Source organism: Pseudomonas sp. C7.1 (assembly GCF_056312395.1).
This window is the reverse complement of sequence record NZ_JBWDTL010000003.1, coordinates 3,271,420-3,288,055: the sequence shown is the minus strand read 5'-3', so window position 1 is coordinate 3,288,055 and position 16,636 is coordinate 3,271,420. Positions and strand designations below refer to the sequence as shown.

Here is a 16,636-nt window from a genome sequence, read left to right as displayed (position 1 = left end):
GCGCCTGAAGTGGTTTGATGAGGTATTGCAATGACTGAACGTCTGAATAACGACTTCCAGTTCATCGAAGTCGGGCGCAAAGACCCGAAGAAGAAACTGTTGCGTCAGCGTAAGAAAGAGTTCGTCGAGATCTACGACAACTTCAAACCTGCGCAAGCGGCCGACCAGGCGCACCGTTGCCTGGGCTGCGGCAACCCCTATTGCGAATGGAAGTGCCCGGTGCACAACTTCATTCCCAACTGGCTGAAGCTGGTGTCCGAGGGCAATATCCTCGCCGCCGCTGAACTGTCGCACCAGACCAACACCCTGCCGGAAGTCTGCGGCCGCGTGTGTCCGCAGGACCGTCTGTGCGAGGGTGCGTGCACCCTGAACGACGGCTTCGGCGCGGTGACCATCGGCTCGGTGGAGAAGTACATCACCGACACGGCCTTCGCCATGGGCTGGCGCCCGGATATGTCGCGCGTGGTGCCGACTGGCAAACGCGTTGCGGTGATCGGTGCCGGCCCTGCTGGCCTGGGCTGCGCCGACGTACTGGTGCGCAACGGCGTGACCCCGGTGGTGTTCGACAAGAACCCGGAGATCGGTGGTCTGCTGACCTTCGGTATTCCCGAGTTCAAGCTGGAGAAGAGCGTGCTGAGCAATCGCCGCGAAGTCTTCACCGGCATGGGCGTCGAGTTCCGCCTGAACACCGAGATCGGCACAGACATCACCATGCAGCAACTGCTGGATGAGTACGATGCCGTGTTTATGGGCATGGGCACCTACACCTATATGAAGGGCGGCTTCCCCGGTGAAGACCTGCCGGGCGTTACTGATGCGCTGGATTTCCTGATCGCCAACGTCAACCGCAACCTCGGTTTCGAGAAGAACGCGGAAGACTTTATCGACATGAAGGGCAAGCGCATCGTCGTCCTCGGCGGCGGCGACACCGCGATGGACTGCAACCGCACCTCGATCCGCCAGGGCGCCAAGTCGGTGACCTGCGCCTATCGCCGCGACGAAGAAAACATGCCGGGCTCGCGCAAGGAAGTGAAGAACGCCAAGGAAGAAGGCGTGAAGTTCCTCTTCAACCGCCAGCCCATCGCCATCGTTGGTGAAGACAAGGTTGAAGGCGTGAAAGTGGTCGAGACCCGTCTCGGCGAGCCGGATGCCCGTGGCCGACGCAGCCCCGAGCCGATCCCCGGTTCCGAGGAAATCATCCCGGCAGAAGCCGTGCTGATCGCCTTCGGCTTCCGCCCAAGCCCGGCTGCCTGGTTCAGCGATTTCAAGATCGAAACCGACAGCCAGGGCCGTGTGGTCGCGCCGGAGCAGAGCCAGTTCAAGCACCAGACCAGCAATCCGAAGATCTTCGCCGGTGGCGATATGGTGCGCGGTTCTGACCTGGTGGTCACGGCGATTTTCGAAGGCCGTAATGCCGCCGAAGGTATCTTGGATTACCTCGGGGTCTGACCTGTTAATGCCGGCGTAGGATGGGTTGAGCGCAGCGATACCCATCATGTTTTTGATGGGTAACGCCTTCGGCTAACCCATCCTACGTCCGTCCGCGACAAATTGACCCTATAGACAAAAGGCACGGCGCTCGCCGTGCCTTTTGTTTTGTGGTCTGCGAAAATGCCCGCACTTTTTTGCTGCCTTCCATGTCTCGGGAATTGTTATGACCGCCCTGAAGAACGACCGCTTCCTTCGTGCTCTGCTCAAGCAACCTGTCGACGTCACCCCGGTGTGGATGATGCGTCAGGCCGGTCGTTACCTGCCGGAGTACCGCGCCACTCGTGCCAAGGCCGGTGATTTCGTCAAGCTGATGAAGAACCCGGAACTGGCCTGTGAGGTCACCATCCAGCCGCTGGACCGTTACCCGCAGCTGGACGCAGCAATTCTGTTCTCCGATATCCTGACCATCCCCGATGCCATGGGCCAGGGCCTGTATTTCGAAACCGGCGAAGGCCCGCGCTTCAAGAAGGTCATCAGCAGCATGGCCGATATCGAGGCGCTGCCGATTCCTGATCCGGAGCAGGATCTGGGCTACGTGATGGAGGCCGTACGTACCATCCGCCGCGAACTGAATGGCCGCGTGCCGCTGATCGGCTTTACCGGCAGCCCCTGGACCCTGGCTACCTATATGGTTGAAGGCGGCTCGTCGAAGGACTTCCGCAAGTCCAAGGCCATGCTCTACGACAATCCGCAGGCCATGCACGCGCTGCTCGATAAGCTGGCGCAGTCGGTCACCGCCTACCTCAACGGCCAGATTAAAGCTGGCGCGCAGGCGGTACAGATCTTCGATTCCTGGGGCGGTTCGCTGTCGGCGGCGGCCTATCAGGAGTTCTCCCTGGCCTATATGCAGAAGATCATCGACGGCCTGATCCGCGAGCACGACGGCCGCCGGGTGCCGGTGATTCTGTTCACCAAGGGTGGCGGCCTGTGGCTGGAATCCATGGCCGAGACCGGCGCCGAGGCCCTGGGCCTGGACTGGACCTGCGATATCGGCAGCGCCCGTGCCCGCGTCGGTAACAAGGTGGCGCTGCAAGGCAATATGGACCCGAGCGTGCTATACGCCAACCCGGCGGCGATTCGTGCCGAAGTCGGGCGCATCCTAGCCGCTTATGGTCATGGCAGCGGCCAGGTGTTTAACCTCGGCCACGGCATCACCCCGGAAGTCGATCCTGCCCATGCCGGTGCCTTCTTTGAAGCAGTGCATGAGTTGTCGGCTCAGTACCACAACTAGTTACGTAACTTGTAGGAGCGGCCCATGGCCGCGAAAGCGTTAGCGAGGGCATGGCGGAGTGCCGCCCAGCCGCTCCTACGGCGCGCATAAGACAAAGGCCGCATAAGCGGCCTTGGTCTTTAGTGCGAGTCTCAAGGCTTTACGCCGATTGCAGCGCGCGCTGTAACGGCGCCGGCTTATTTGACATTGGCCAGGTTTCCCTTGAGCGCTACGCCCGCCATGATCGCGCCAGCGTGGCATTCGTACTTCTGGCTGTCTTTGTACTCGACGTTCTTGTAGTTGCTGGCCAGATCAACCACGGCGTTGGCACCGGCGGCCTTAGCGGCGTTCTGGAAGGTGATCAGCGCCGACTGCAGTGCCCAGGAGCAGGCGCCCTCGTCAGTCTTGTTGAAAGCGTTGGTCTTCTTGCTGGTGGTGACGCCGGATTTGACCACGTTGACCGCGCCGGCTGGCTTGTTGCCCGCCAGGTAGAACTTCACGCTACCGTCGAGGCGGCCGGCATTCAGGGCTTCCTGCACAACCGCGTCGAACGGCAAAAAGTGAGTGGTGTCACGGGCCTGACTAACGGCTGGCAACAAGCTCAGGCAGGCTGCAGCAAGGATCCAGTTCTTGGCTTTCATCGGGTGACTCCTTTCTTGTGAGTTTCTGGTCAGGGTATTGCGCAAAAAATCAGTGTAATCCGGCTGCTTCTGAGGGCTCGTTCAATGTCTTGCGAGCTAGAGCCATGCAAGGCAAAAGCAGGCGAGGAAGCGGAGTTTACTGCTGTAAATGAGCATTCCGAGCCTGCTTTTAACGTAGCAGGGCCGACGCGCAGCAGATATTGAACAGCCTCTCAAGCCCAGCGTTTGAAGATCAGCGACGTATTCACCCCGCCAAAGGCGAAGTTGTTGTTCATCACGTACTGATGGCTCATCTGGCGGAATTCACCGCGCAGGTAGTCCAGCTCGCCGCAGGCCGGGTCGATATTGTCCAGGTTCAGGGTTGGCACATAGCTGTCTGAGTTCATCATTTCGATGCTGAACCAGGACTCCAGCGCGCCGCAAGCCCCCAGGGTGTGGCCGAAGTAGCTCTTCTGCGAGCTGATCGGCATCTGGCTGCCGAACAGTTCCTGAGTGGCCAGAGTTTCCGCCACATCGCCCTGCTCGGTGGCCGTGCCGTGGCCGTTGACGTAACCGATGGCGGAGGGCTGCAAACCGGCATCCTGCAGTGCCAGTTGCATCGCCCCGCGCATGGTCGCCTGCACCGGTTTGGTGGCGTGCTGGCCGTCGGAATTGCAGCCAAAGCCGACGATTTCGGCATGGATGGTCGCGCGACGGGCCAGGGCGTGTTCCAGCTCTTCGAGGACCAGAATGCCGGCGCCTTCGCCGATCACCAGGCCATCGCGGCCGCTGTCGTAGGGGCGTGGCGAGGTGTGCGGGGCATCGTTTTTCAGGCTGGTGGCGTACAGCGCATCGAAGACCATGGCCTCGGTGGGGCAGAGTTCCTCGGCACCGCCAGCGAGCATCATCGGTAGGCGGCCGAACTTGATCGCCTCATAGGCGTAGCCAATGCCCTGGCTGCCGCTGGTGCAGGCGCTGGAGGTGGGGATCAGGCGGCCCTTGAGGCCGAAGAAGATGCTGATATTGGCCGCCGTGGTGTGCGGCATCATGCGGATATAGGAGTTGGCATTCAGGCCGTCGGCCACCGAGTTGAGCAGCATATTGCCGAAGGCCTTGATCTCCTCGGTGCTACCGGTGGAAGAGCCGCAGGCTACGCCCATCCGACCGTCCTTGATCGACTCGTCGCCGAGCAGGCCGGCATGCTCCAGAGCACGCTCGGCGGCGTACACCACCAGCTTGGAAACGCGGCCCATGCTGCGGGTCTGCTTGCGGTTCCAGTGCTTGGGTTGCACGAAATCATCCACCGGGCCGCCGAGGCGGGTGTTCAGCTCACTGAATCTGTCCCACTCGTGCATGTAGCGGATGCCGCTCTTGCCGGCCTTGAAGTTGGCCTCAATCGTTGGCCAGTCGCTGCCCAGCGAGGTCACGCCGCCCATGCCGGTGACTACCACCCGTTTGCATCCGCTCATCAGCACAGCCCGCCGTTCACTGCGAGGACCTGGCGGGTAATGTAGGCCGCCTCCTCGGACATCAGAAAATTCACCGCGCCGGCCACTTCTTCCGGGGTGCCCATGCGCTGCGCCGGGACCATCTTGAGGATTTCCTCGACCGGCACATCGGCATCGAGAATCTCGGTATCGATCAGCCCCGGCGCCACGCAGTTGACCGTGATCTTGCGCTTGCCCAGCTCGATCGCCAAGGCCTTGGCGGCGCCGATGATGCCGGCCTTGGAGGCGCTGTAGTTGACCTGGCCGCGGTTGCCGATCAGCCCGGACACCGAGGTGATGCAGACGATGCGCCCGGCCTTGCGCCGCCGCACCATGGGCATGGTCAGCGGATGCAACACGTTATAGAAACCGTCCAGGTTGGTGCGCATCACGATGTCCCAGTCGTCCTCGGAGAGCGCCGGGAAGGCACCGTCGCGGGTCAGGCCGGCGTTGCACACCACGCCGTAATAGGCACCGTGTTGCTCGACATCGACTTCCAGCGCTTCGCGGCAGGCGGCGCGGTCGGAGACGTCGAACTGCAGGATGCGCGCCTGCTGGCCCATCTCAACAATTTGCGCCTGCACCGCTTCGGCTTCCTCGCGGCGGGCGCGGCAGTGCAGCACGATGTCATAGCCGCTCTTGGCCAGGCGCAGGGCAATCGCCCGGCCGATGCCACGGCTGGAGCCTGTGACCAGAATGGTTTCGCTTATGGCTTTGCTTTCGCTCACGGCTGCTTGTTCGCTCATGGCTGCGTTCCCTCAAATTCTTCCTGAAGATAGCTGGCCACCTGGGGTGGGCGGAATACGTTAAGGCGGGCCAAGGCCTCGATGCCGGGGCCGCGCAGCTGGCATTCGAATACGCCCATGCCGTTGTCATCCTGCAGCGAGCGGCTGGCGTGGATATGCAGCAGGCTGCCTGCCGGGAAGCGTTCGACGTTGCACTCGTACTTGCGCGTGCCGAGCAAAAAGCCCAATTCCACTGGCTCACCGCGCAGGCGCGCCTGGCAGCCGGCGTAAGCGGCGACGCTTTGCGCCATCAGTTCGATGCCAACCCAGGCCGGCAGGCTGCCGTCTTCCAGATTAAACAGCCCGCCGTCGCGCACGCAAAGCTGGGTTTCGATGTCCTCGTCGCCAAAACGCAGCACCTGATCGATCAGGATCATATTGGCGGCGTGGGGGATCAGTTCGGCGATTGGCCATTGGCTCATGCGGGTTCTCCTGGCGCTTCGCTCTGTTCTTCACTGGGCTCTTCACCCATCTCTTCACTGAGAATCAGGCTGATATTGTTGCCGCCAAAGGCGAAGGAATTGCTCATCAGCCGGCGTGGGCGGCTATTGCTCAAGCGGGTTCCGGGCTGTACCAGGTTTAGCGCCGGCAATGCCGGGTCAGCCTGGCCGTCCCACAGGTGCGGGGGTAGCAACTGCTCTGGGTTGTGTGGGCTGAGGGTCAGCCAGCAGAAGGCGGCTTCCAGCGCACCGGCGGCGCCGAGGGTGTGGCCGACCATGGGCTTGCTGGATGAGCAGGGAATCCCGTGCGGGAAGATCGCCTGTACGGCCTGGCTTTCCATGGCGTCGTTGTGGGTGGTGGCGGTGCCGTGCAGGTTCAGGTAGTCGACCTGATCGGCGTTGATTCCGGCAGCCGTTAGGGCTTTGCGCATCGACGCCTGGGCACCGAGGCCATCGGGCTGCGGTGCGGAAATATGGTGGGCATCCGAGCAGGCACCGACGCCGAGGAGGGTGATTGCTAGAGCACTGCGGGGGCCAGGTTCTTTGGTCATAAGAAAGAGTGCAGCACCCTCGCCGATATTGATGCCATGGCGATTAACCGAAAACGGATTGCAGCGCTCGGCCGAGACGGCTTCCAGGGCGGAAAAGCCGTTGAGGGTCAGGCGGCACAGGCTGTCCACGCCGCCACAGATCACCGCATCACACACGCCTAGGTTAAGCAGACGCTGCGCGCTAAGCAGCGCCCGCGCTCCGGACGTGCAGGCGGTGGAGATGCTAAAGCACGGCCCGCTCAGGCCCAGCCAGTCACTGAGAAAGTTCGCCGGTTCAGCCAGTTCCTGCTGGGCGTAGTCATAGTGCGCCGGTAACGCGCCCTCTTTAAGGTAAGTGGCGATGCTTCGGCTGGCTTCTTCGATACCCGAGGTGCTGGTGCCGAGGACTACGGCGATACGTTCGGTGCCAAAGCGCTCAATCGCGGCGCGCACTTCTGGCTCAATCTCAAGTGCGGCGGCCAGCAGTAGTTGATTATTGCGGCTCGGCGGATGGCCCGGCAGCCCCGGTAACTCAGGCAGGTCGCCAGGCACGGCGCCAACGGTCAGCGACCGCTCGGCCACCCAGCCGGTTTGCGCCTGCATACCGCTGCTATCGCCGGCAAACAGCGCTGTCGCCACCGCCTGCTTGCCTTGGCCGAGGGCGCAGTTAAGGCCCAATGCGTTGAGGTAAACCGCCATCAGGGGATCTCGTGGTCGGCGAGGGTATAGATTCGGTAGCTCAGGGTCTCACCCTGGCGCAGGGTGAAGTCCAGGGGCGCGCGATAGTCGATCAGCCAGTGCGGGTGCAGTCGGCGCTGCCCGTCAGGCAGTTGCACCCAGACGCCGGGCGCATAGCTGTCAGACAAGGCCTCGGTGGGCGTCAGGGCAAACAGCAGGGCCGCGAACAGCTCCTTTGCTTCCTTATTGGGCGGCAACACGCCATCGGCGCGCCAGCCGCCATCTTCCAGCAGTTGTCGCGCCAGGGGCATGCCGAGGGGGTCGAACAGCGACCAGCGCAGTGCCGATTGCTCGGTTTGCACCACCAGCCACCAGGTCTGTTTGTCGTCGCCTTGCTGGCGTTCGACGCGCAGCGCGGCGGGCAGGGGGGCGCCAAATATAGGTGCGCTCAATATAGGCGGGAGTTTCAGTGGCAGCGGCGTTTGGGTTGCGCAGGCGCTCAGTAACAGGACTAGGCCAAGTAGGGCGATACGTTTCATACAGGGGTTACCTCCAGCGGCTTGCGTGCCACCACATTGACCAGGGTTTCATTGCGTTGACCGACCGGCTTGGGCTTTAGCAGCCCCCAGCGTTCCAGCAGGCCGAAGTCCTTGGAGCGGCTCCACCACAGATAGGGGTAGGAGATATTCTGGGTTGCGAACGTGAAGCCCTGGCTACGCAGCATCTGTAGATAGCCTTCGGCGCTTTTCTGCACATGCATGGGGTGGCGGAATAGCCAGCGGATCACCCAGGTGTCGATGTAGTACTGGGTGGACTCGGCAAACAGCAAGCGGCCGCCCGGCTTGAGCACACGCCAGAATTCGGCCAGCGCCTGCTCCTGTTCGACCAGATGATGAAAGGTCTGGTGGCAGAACAGCAGGTCGACGCTGGCATCTGGCAGGTCGATGGCCGCGCAGTCGCTGGCGATCAATTGCACATCCAGGCCCAGGCGTGCCGCTTCGGCGCGGGAGCAGTCGAGGCTGTGCGGGTCGGCATCCAGGCCGATTATCCGCGCCGGTGCAAAGGCCGCATTGAGCAGACCGAAAGACTTGCCCTGGCCGCAGCCGGCATCCAGCAGTACCGGCGCTTCTGGCAGCGGGCCGGCAAACAGGCCGCGCAGGTCATTGATCGCCACACGCAGCACATGGTGCTGCCAGACGTGGCTCTGCAAGAACCAGAAGCCGAAGCGGGTTTCCTCGACGTAGGTGGAAGCCGGGTTGTTCATGATGGTCCTTATCAATTAGCTGCGCAGAGTTCGGCAAGCACCCGCAGGCGCCGCTTGGGTTCGGCGACATAGGGGTTTTTCTCATCCCAGGCGTAGCCGGCGAGGATCGAGCTGATCATCCGGCGGATTTCCGGCTGGGCCTTCTCGAAATAGATCACGTCTTGGAAGCTGCCGTCGTACCAGCCCTCGACATACACGCGGAAGGTGTCGACGCCGCGCTTAAGCGGGATGGCAAAGTCCTGCTCCCAGTCCACCGTCTCGCCGCTGAGCTGACGGTGCAACAGACCGGCGGCCATGCTTGCCGAGCGCATGGCAATGGTCACCCCGGAGCTGAACACCGGGTCAAGAAATTCGGCGGCGTTACCGAGCAGCGCAAAGCCTGGGCCGTGCAGGGTTTTCACGTTGGCCGAGTAGCCGCCAATGCTGCGCGCCGGGGTGTCCCATACGGCGTTTTTCAGCACCTTGTGCAGGCTAGGAGTCTCTTCGATAAATTGCTTCAGACAAGCATCCAGATCCGCCGGGCGCCCCTCGTAGCGTTTGGCATCGGCTACCACACCGACCGAGCAGCGGCCGTTGCTAAAGGGGATGGTCCAGAACCACACATCGCGCAGAGTCGGGTGGGTAGTGATGAGGATTTTCTCGCGGTCGAAACCGCTGCCTTCGCTGCGGTCTTCGACATGGGTAAACAGCGCCTGGCGCACCGGGAAACTTGACGGTGTGTCGAGGTCGAGCAAGCGCGGCAGCACGCGGCCGTAGCCGCTGCCGTCGAGCACAAAGGCGCATTCCACCTGATACTCATGGCCGTCGGCCAGACGCCGCACGCTGAGGCGCGGGCACTCGCCGCTAAAGTCGACGGCGAAGATTTCCTCTTCATAGCGGATTTCCACGCCCTGCAGTTCGGCCTGGTCTGCCAGCAGTTTGTCGAAGTCGGCGCGCAGCACTTGATAGGTCGAACCCTGGCCTTTGGTGAAGGTGTCGCGGAAATCAAACTCGGTATAACGCTCGCCCCAGCCAAAGGCCGCGCCATGCTTGGTCTGAAAGCCCGCCGCATGCACCGCGTCGAGCATCCCGGCTTCTTCGACGAAGTCCAGGCAATGCGACAGCAGGCTCTCGCCAATCGAGAAACGCGGGAAGCGCTGGCGCTCCAGCACCAGCACGTCATGGCCATTGCGCTTGAGCAGCGCCCCGGCAATCGCCCCGGACGGGCCGGCACCTATGACTACAACCCGGCGTTGTTCGACTTCAAAAGACTTCATAGCGGCTTTTGCCTCAGGGACGGTCATATGGGCGCCGGTCGGAACCGGCATCAGGTTGTGTTGGCGCATGCCGATAGTCGTTTGTACGGGCGGTAGCCCAGGGCGCGAGCAGAAAACAGAACAGCAGGCCCAGGCTGATCGCCAGGCCAAAGTTGGCAATCGCCGGGGTGTCGCTGATCAGCAGCAGGCCGAACGACAGCCAGCTGGTTAGCGCCGAGAGCAAGGTGCCGAGCAGGCTGACCGCCGGCCCGCCGATGTTTTCGCGCATCAGAATGGCGTAATCGACGCCGATGGCGGTGATCAACAGCAGGCCAAACAGGCTGAACAGGGTCAGCGGCTGGCCCAGCCAACCCAGGCAGGCCAGCGCCGCTAGCGCCGCCAGCAGCGGCAGGCACACCACGCGTAGCGCGCCGCCGAGGCCGAACGGCAGGCACAGCAATAACAGGATGGCGATTGAGGACAGCAGTTTCAGCTCGGCGGCGCTCAGTTGGGTGGCGCTGAATAGCGCGTTGAGCTCACTGATCCGATCAACCAGTTGTACCCCCGGTAGGCCCTCGACCAGCGGTTTGAGTTCGCTGCTGTTGCTAAGCCCTTGCAGGCTGACCAGTCCGGCCACGCCGTTGTCGTTGGCTCCAAGCCACAAGGGTCGCCACGCCTCGCCCAGGGGGCTGGCCAGGGCTTGTTCAAGGCCGGCCTGATTGTTTTGCTGGAGTTCCAGTAGTTCGTTCTGCAGCGCGGTTGGCGGAATACCTAGATCGAGCAGCGGCTGCCAGTGCTGCGGCAGCTCGTTCAGCGCCGCGCGCAATTCCTGCAGCTGGCTATCCGGAGCGACCAGTTGGCTGAGTGCGCGGTAGTCACGCAATTGACCGTTCTGCACCGCCTGATCCAAGCGCTGGCTTAGCGCCGCCTGACGCTCCAGCAACTGCTTCGGGGTGGCGGCGCGCACCAGAAAGAATTGGCTGGTGGGCTGTTGCCCGGTCAGCTCGGCGATGCGTTGGGCTTCGGCCAGTAGTTGCGGTTCCTTGCCCAGCCACTGGCGAAGATCATTTTGCGTATGCAGCTGCCATAGGCCGCCAGCACAGAACAGCAGTAGCAGTACGAGCAGCGGCGCGCTACCGGTCTTGGCCAACAGCCGTGCCCGACCGGCCAACAGGCGTTGGCTCAACCTCAGCAACTGCGGCGATGGGCTTAGCCGCAGGCCGCGCAACCAGGCCGGCAGCAGACATACCGAGCAGAGGTAGGCGGCGATCAGCCCGGCGGCGGAGAACAGCGCGACCTGGGTCAGCGCCGGAAAGGGGGTAAAGGCCAGCGCCAGGTAGCCGATCAGGTTGGTGCCCAGGCTCAGGCTCAGGCCCGGCAGGGTGGCGCGTAATGCGCCCCAGCTGGTCCAGCCGTCCGCGCCTTCGGCGTTGCTCCAGCTTTTACTTAAATAGTGCTGCGGGTAATCGGCTGCGACCCCGACCAGGCTGGCACCCAGCACCAAGGTCAGGGCGTTGATCTGGCCGAACACCAGCACGCAGGCGGTACAGCCGGCGAGCAGCGCCATACCAATCGGTAGCAGGCTGACCAACACCCGCACGCGGCGAAAGGCCAGCAGCAACAACAGCAAGGTGCCGAGGGTGGCGCCGCCGCCAATCAGGCTGATCTCGCGGGTGGCCTTGGCCTGCCCGGCAGCGGCGTACAACACGCCGCCGGCCGCCAGCAGTTGCCCGCCGGCTGTTTCGACTTGCGCGCGGGTAGCGGCAACCTGGGCGGCAATCAGTGGCGGTTCCTGCATATCGAAGGCGCTGCCCTGGGCGCTGGCGCGCAGCAGGGCCCAGGTCATACCCGGCTCTTCCAGCAGCAGCGCGCCGCTGCTGAGGTCCGCCTGGATGCGGCTGCCAGGATTCAGCGCCTGTTGCGCGCGTACGCCAAGGCCCAGCCAATCCTGCTCGATGGGCAACAGACTAAAGCCGGCGAAGGTGTCGAATAGTTGGGCGGCGCGTTGTTCGACCAATTGTTGCGGTTGTTTCAGCAGCAGCTGGCGATCTGCCGTCGGCAGCAGGGCCAGGCGGTTACTGCGCAGGTAATCGCGCAGCACAGCAAGGTCGCTGTCGACGCTCCATTGCACCTGGGCGAAACGCCCACTGCTGCGCCACTGCTCGCCCACTTGCTGCGCCAGGGCAATCGCCTGCTCGCGCTGCGGGTGACCGATCAACAGCAGCAGGTCGCGGTTGAGCGGCTCCTGCATGCGCTGCTCGGCCTGCTGCACCAGCTCATCGCCACTGCCAGCGGGCAGTAGCGCGAGCATATCCGCCGCGACGGGCGGGCCGTTGCGCCACTGCCAGGCAGCAAGCGCCAGCAGAGCCGCAAGCAGCAGCAGAAAGCCGCGTGGCAGCCAGTGTTCACTGCGCATGCGTTCACCTGGCAAAGTCGCGTTGCTCCTGCTCACTCAAAGCCTCGCCGGCCTGGCTTTCCGGCAGGCGCAGCACGCTGCGGTCGCCCTGGGTTTCATGCAGCTCGATACGCTCGACCAGGGCACCGCCCTCGATCTGGATGCGGCTGAAAATCTGCTTGAGCAACATTGAGTTTGGCACCAGGCGCAGTTGCCAGGCCTCGGCGGTGCCGCTGAGTTGCAGCTGGAAGTCTTTGGCCAGGCCGCTATGGTCGCCCTTGAGCACGGCGAGAAACAGCCGGCTTTGCTGGGCAGCGACATCCTGCCCCGGTTGCTGTTGCCAGCCGCCGGGCGTGCGCTTGGCGATGCCCTGGCCGTCGATGCGGTAATCCTGCTTGAGCGGGCTTTGCAATTGCCAGAGCAGGCCCAGGTCACGGCTCAGGACGAACTGGCCACGACTGGTCAGCGGCTGCGGCAGGGCACGCAGGTGCTTTTCCTGAATCAGCGGGCCGCGCACCACGGCAGGCTTGGCCAGCTGGGCGCTAAGCTGATCGAGGTCGAAGGCATACGCTGGGGGCGTGAGAAGCAGCAAGAGCAGCAGTAGCCCGGATGCAATCCGGGACGCGTTCTCCGATCGTACACCGCTCCCGGATTGCATCCGGGCTACGAGGTTGGCACCGCGTTGGGTATCGCAAAGCTCAACCCAACCTACGGGGTTGAGTGCGCGGCTTAATCCGGGCCAAAGACTGTTCACGCCAACACCTTCTCAACGGCTTCAATCAACACCTTGGGCGAGGCGAACTGCATTTCGCGGGTGGCGATTTCCACCGCCACCTGCACGCTGCTGCCACGTGTCATGCGCTCGCCGCTGGCGGCATCGCTGATCAGGTAGTTGATCTTCAGGCGGTTTTCCCACTCCACCAGATCGGCGCGCACGATGATCTTCTGGCCAAACTGCGCGCCACGGATATAGCGCAGCTGCAGGTCGATCACTGGCCAGGCGTAGCCGGCGTCGCGCATTTGCATGTAGTTGTGGCCGAGTTTGTCGAGCAGGGCGCAGCGCGCTTCTTCGAAGTATTTGACGTAGTGGCCGTGCCAGACCACTTCCATCATGTCGACATCGAAGAACGGCACCTGCAGTTCGATCTCGGCTTGTAATACACCTTTGCTACGCATGCTGGGCTCCTCCGGATTGGGCCTGCTTCCGTAGGAGCCAGCTTGCTGGCGATGCTTTTGCGTGCGGCTGGATCGCCAGCAAGCTGGCTCCTACACAGGCGGATCGGCGTTTACGCATAGAGCCTCCAATGCTGCGCACGGATGCGCACCAGGCACAGACGCAGCTCGGCTTCCAGAGCGCGGTCTTCGATCACCGGGTGGAAGTCCACGGCCAGCTGTTCGCGCATGGCCGCAACCGGAGCCGGGATATGGTTCTTGCCGTCGCGCTGACGCAGCCACACGCCCTGGTTGGCGGCCAGCAGAGTGGCGGCGGCGACCTGTTCGGTCAGCTCCAGGCTGCGCAGGGCGTCGCGCGCGGCGATGGTGCCCATGCTGACTTTGTCCTGGTTGTGGCATTCGGTGGAGCGCGAGAACACGCTGGCCGGCATGGTGTTTTTCAGGGCTTCGGCGGTCCAGGCACTGGTGCCGATCTGCACGGCCTTGAAGCCGTGGTTGATCATTGCACTAACGCTCGGCGCGCCGGACAGGTTACTCGGCAGGCCGTGGTTGTAGCGGGTGTCGACCAGCAGGGCGAGCTGGCGGTCGAGCAGGTCGGCGACGTTGCCCACCAGATTCTTCAGGCTGTCCATGGCGAAGGCGATATGCCCACCGTAGAAGTGCCCGCCGTGCAGCACGCGTTCGGCTTCGGCGTCGATCAGCGGGTTGTCGTTGGCGCTGTTCAGCTCGATCTCGATAAATTGACGCAGCAGACCCAGGCTATCGGCCAGTACGCCGAGCACATGCGGCGCGCAGCGTAGCGAGTAGCGGTCCTGTAGGCGGTGCAGCGGCGCGGTCGGCGCGTCGATGGCCAGGTCCTGACGCAGCCAGGCGGCGACCTGCATCTGCCCCGGGTGCGGCTTGGCGGCGAACAGGCGCTCGTCGAAATGCTCCGGGTTGCCTTCCAGTGCTACCACGTTAAGCGCGGTGATGCGCGTGACCAATTTCAGCAGGTAGTCGGCGCGCGAATAGGCTTGGCAGGCCAGGGCGGTCATTACTGCGGTACCGTTCATCAGCGCCAGGGCTTCTTTTGGGCGCAGGGTCAGTGGCGTCCAGCCGAGTTCCTTATGCACATCGGCGGCGCTGCGGCGCTCCCCCTTGAACATCACCTCGCGCTCACCGCTGAGGGTGGCGGCGACATAGGACAGCGGCGTGAGGTCACCGCTGGCGCCCACCGAGCCTTCTTCCGGAATCAGCGGCAGAACGTCGTATTCGAGAAAGGCCTGCAGGCGTTCGAGCAGCTCTACGCGCACGCCGGAAACGCCCTGACACAGCGACTGTAACCGTGCGGCCAGCACGGCGCGGGTGGCCGGCTCATCCAGCAGCTTGCCCAGGCCGCAGCCGTGGAAGGTGTACAGGTGACGCGGCAGCGCCTCGACCTGATACAGCGGCACGGCCACCACGCAGGAGTCGCCGTAGCCGGTGGTGACGCCGTAGATCACGCCTTCTTTGTCCAGCAGGCTGTCGAGAAAGCGCGCGCCCTTGGCGATTTTTTCGCGGTAGGCGGCATCGCTTTGCAGCTGCGCCGGGGCGCTGCGATTGGCCAGGGCGACAACCTGCTCGATGCTCAAGGGGCGCTCGCCAAACACGATGGGATCAGGCTGATTTGTCGTCATCTTCATTCCAGAACGGGTAGAAATTGAACCATTGCAGGGGCGCATCCAGGCAGCGTTGCGCGAGTTGGTCGGCATAGCGCTGGGTCCAGTGGCGGATCACCGCGTCCCGTTCGCTGCGCTTCCAGTACAGGCGCTCGGCGAAGGGTTCGATGATCACCTGATAGCGTTTATCAATTTTCAGGCAGTGAATCAGATTGACCGGGCATTGCAGTAACCCGGCCAGCAACCACGGGCCTTGCGGGAAGGCTGCGGGTTTACCGAGGAAGTTCACGTTGACCTTGCGGCTGCCCTTGAGCGGCACGCGGTCGCCGGCAATCGCCAGCCATTCACCGCGCTCCAGGCGCTCGGACAATTGCAGCATGATCGCCGCGTCCAGCTCACTGACCTGAATCAGCCGCAAATGACTAGAGCCGGCCTCGCCGAGCAGGCGGTTGAATTGTTCGGCATGTTTGGTGTGTACCAGCACATTCATGGTCACCTGCTCGCCGAGTTCGGCCAGGGCGCGACAGACTTCCAGGTTGCCCAGGTGCGCGGCCACCAGCATCTGCCCACGGCCTTGTTGGTGTAGCTGGACGCAGGCGTTGCTTGGGTCGATCAGGGTCACCTGTTCCAGGCCGAGTTTGCCGTTCCATACATCGAGCTTGTCCAGCAGGGTGTCGGCGAAGCTCATAAAGTGGCGGAACACGCTGTGCCGGGTCGGCTGCAACTCGGCGCGGCCGCTCCAGTTAGCCAGGTTGCGCTGGTACTGGCGGATGCTACGCCGCGCCTTGGCGCCGAACAGGTAGAAATACAGCACGATCAGGTACAGCAGCGGGCTGATCAGCCGGCGGCCGAGCAGGCGCGCCAGCCAGGCGGTGAATTTCATCAGGATAAAACTGCCGCGCTCGCGCTGCCCGGCCCAGTGCTGCTGGCCACTCATGCGCGCCACCTGCGCCAGAGAATCTGTGGGGCGCGCAGCAACATGCCGAAAAACAGCTTGGCGTGCATCTTCGAGATCAGCGCGTTGTCGTGCCACAGGCGAAAGTGCGACAGGCCATCCAGCGGGTAATGCACCTTGGTCGGCAGCCAGTGCATGGGCTGATTACGCCAGGCCAGGCGCACCAAAACCTCGGTGTCAAAATCCATGCGTTTGCCGATATCTACCGCGTCGATCAGCGCCAGGGTGGCCGGCAGCGGATACACGCGAAAGCCGCACATGGAGTCGCGGATGCTCAGCGATAGAGTGTTGATCCACACCCATACGTGGGTCAGGTAACGCGCGTAAAGGCGGCCTTTCGGCACGCTCTCGTCGTACTGCGGGTAGCCGCAGATCAGCGCCTCCGGGGCGGCTTGTGAGGCGTTGATAAAGTGAGGCAGATCGCTGAGGTCATGCTGGCCGTCGGCGTCCACCTGCAGCGCATGGCTGAAACCCAATCGAGATGCCTCACGCAGCCCGGCCATTACCGCGCCGCCTTTGCCCTGGTTGACCGGCAGGCGTACCAGATAGGTGTCGGGCTGTGTGGCCAGCTGATCCATTACCGCCGCGCAGGCCGAGCTGGAGGCATCGTCCACCAGCACGCAGGGCAGGCCGGCCGCATGCAGCGCGGCAACCACCACGGGCAGCGCGTGTTCGTGGTTATAGACCGGGATTACTGCGCAGGGCTTATGCATGGCAATGCTCTACACGGATGGTA

The 16,636-nt window shown here is 63.1% G+C and carries 16 protein-coding genes; 2 read left to right on the top strand and 14 right to left on the bottom strand.

Annotated elements, in window-relative coordinates; all coding sequences use genetic code 11:
• Nucleotides 1–30: 30 nt before the first annotated feature.
• Nucleotides 31–1,449: an FAD-dependent oxidoreductase gene (locus tag AC0T4W_RS18785; protein WP_275960459.1), complete on the top strand. Its 1,419-nt coding sequence runs from the start codon at nucleotides 31–33 to the stop codon at nucleotides 1,447–1,449.
• A 205-nt stretch (nucleotides 1,450–1,654) separates the two neighbouring features.
• On the top strand, nucleotides 1,655–2,722 hold the full coding sequence (gene hemE, locus AC0T4W_RS18780) for a uroporphyrinogen decarboxylase (RefSeq protein ID WP_476321567.1): 1,068 nt from the start codon (nucleotides 1,655–1,657) through the stop codon (nucleotides 2,720–2,722).
• A 176-nt stretch (nucleotides 2,723–2,898) separates the two neighbouring features.
• Here hemE and AC0T4W_RS18775 read toward each other — a convergent pair whose 3' ends face one another.
• The 14 genes from AC0T4W_RS18775 to AC0T4W_RS18710 all read right to left on the bottom strand — a co-directional run bounded on the left by AC0T4W_RS18775 (nucleotide 2,899) and on the right by AC0T4W_RS18710 (nucleotide 16,613).
• Nucleotides 2,899–3,342, bottom strand: a complete 444-nt coding sequence (locus AC0T4W_RS18775; RefSeq protein ID WP_476321565.1) for an excinuclease — start codon at nucleotides 3,340–3,342, stop codon at nucleotides 2,899–2,901.
• A 212-nt stretch (nucleotides 3,343–3,554) separates the two neighbouring features.
• On the bottom strand, nucleotides 3,555–4,790 hold the full coding sequence (locus AC0T4W_RS18770; protein WP_476321563.1) for a beta-ketoacyl-ACP synthase: 1,236 nt from the start codon (nucleotides 4,788–4,790) through the stop codon (nucleotides 3,555–3,557).
• Nucleotides 4,790–5,518 carry a 3-oxoacyl-ACP reductase FabG gene (gene fabG, locus AC0T4W_RS18765; protein WP_476323798.1) on the bottom strand — a complete coding sequence of 243 codons (729 nt, stop codon included), beginning with the start codon at nucleotides 5,516–5,518 and terminating at the stop codon, nucleotides 4,790–4,792. The genes AC0T4W_RS18770 and fabG overlap by 1 nt, the downstream gene beginning before the upstream one ends.
• A gap of 32 nt (nucleotides 5,519–5,550) precedes the next feature.
• Complete coding sequence (locus AC0T4W_RS18760; RefSeq protein ID WP_476321561.1) at nucleotides 5,551–6,015, bottom strand: hotdog family protein; 465 nt, start codon at nucleotides 6,013–6,015, stop codon at nucleotides 5,551–5,553.
• Complete coding sequence (locus AC0T4W_RS18755; protein WP_476321559.1) at nucleotides 6,012–7,262, bottom strand: beta-ketoacyl-[acyl-carrier-protein] synthase family protein; 1,251 nt, start codon at nucleotides 7,260–7,262, stop codon at nucleotides 6,012–6,014. Before AC0T4W_RS18755 ends, AC0T4W_RS18760 begins: the two co-directional genes overlap by 4 nt.
• Complete coding sequence (locus tag AC0T4W_RS18750) at nucleotides 7,262–7,780, bottom strand: hypothetical protein (protein ID WP_476321558.1); 519 nt, start codon at nucleotides 7,778–7,780, stop codon at nucleotides 7,262–7,264. The genes AC0T4W_RS18755 and AC0T4W_RS18750 overlap by 1 nt, the downstream gene beginning before the upstream one ends.
• The gene (locus AC0T4W_RS18745; RefSeq protein WP_476321556.1) at nucleotides 7,777–8,505 is read right to left on the bottom strand and encodes a class I SAM-dependent methyltransferase; all 729 of its coding nucleotides are present in this window, start codon (nucleotides 8,503–8,505) and stop codon (nucleotides 7,777–7,779) included. Before AC0T4W_RS18745 ends, AC0T4W_RS18750 begins: the two co-directional genes overlap by 4 nt.
• 11 nt (nucleotides 8,506–8,516) lie before the next feature.
• Complete coding sequence (locus AC0T4W_RS18740; protein WP_476321554.1) at nucleotides 8,517–9,761, bottom strand: NAD(P)/FAD-dependent oxidoreductase; 1,245 nt, start codon at nucleotides 9,759–9,761, stop codon at nucleotides 8,517–8,519.
• A gap of 13 nt (nucleotides 9,762–9,774) precedes the next feature.
• Entirely contained in the window at nucleotides 9,775–12,156 is a 2,382-nt protein-coding gene (locus AC0T4W_RS18735; RefSeq protein WP_476321552.1) for an MMPL family transporter, read from the bottom strand.
• Nucleotides 12,157–12,160: 4 nt separating this feature from the next.
• Nucleotides 12,161–12,793, bottom strand: coding sequence for an outer membrane lipoprotein carrier protein LolA (locus AC0T4W_RS18730; protein WP_476323795.1), 633 nt, complete (start codon nucleotides 12,791–12,793; stop codon nucleotides 12,161–12,163).
• A 92-nt stretch (nucleotides 12,794–12,885) separates the two neighbouring features.
• A complete protein-coding gene (locus AC0T4W_RS18725) occupies nucleotides 12,886–13,311 on the bottom strand; it encodes an acyl-CoA thioesterase (protein ID WP_476321550.1) in 426 nt (141 codons plus the stop codon).
• Between the two features lie 110 nt (nucleotides 13,312–13,421).
• Entirely contained in the window at nucleotides 13,422–14,963 is a 1,542-nt protein-coding gene (locus AC0T4W_RS18720) for an HAL/PAL/TAL family ammonia-lyase (protein ID WP_476321548.1), read from the bottom strand.
• Nucleotides 14,944–15,882 (bottom strand): LpxL/LpxP family acyltransferase, encoded by a 939-nt coding sequence (locus AC0T4W_RS18715; protein WP_476321546.1) that lies wholly within the window; start codon nucleotides 15,880–15,882, stop codon nucleotides 14,944–14,946. The genes AC0T4W_RS18720 and AC0T4W_RS18715 overlap by 20 nt, the downstream gene beginning before the upstream one ends.
• Nucleotides 15,879–16,613, bottom strand: a complete 735-nt coding sequence (locus AC0T4W_RS18710) for a glycosyltransferase family 2 protein (protein ID WP_476321544.1) — start codon at nucleotides 16,611–16,613, stop codon at nucleotides 15,879–15,881. The genes AC0T4W_RS18715 and AC0T4W_RS18710 overlap by 4 nt, the downstream gene beginning before the upstream one ends.
• Nucleotides 16,614–16,636 lie beyond the last annotated feature (23 nt).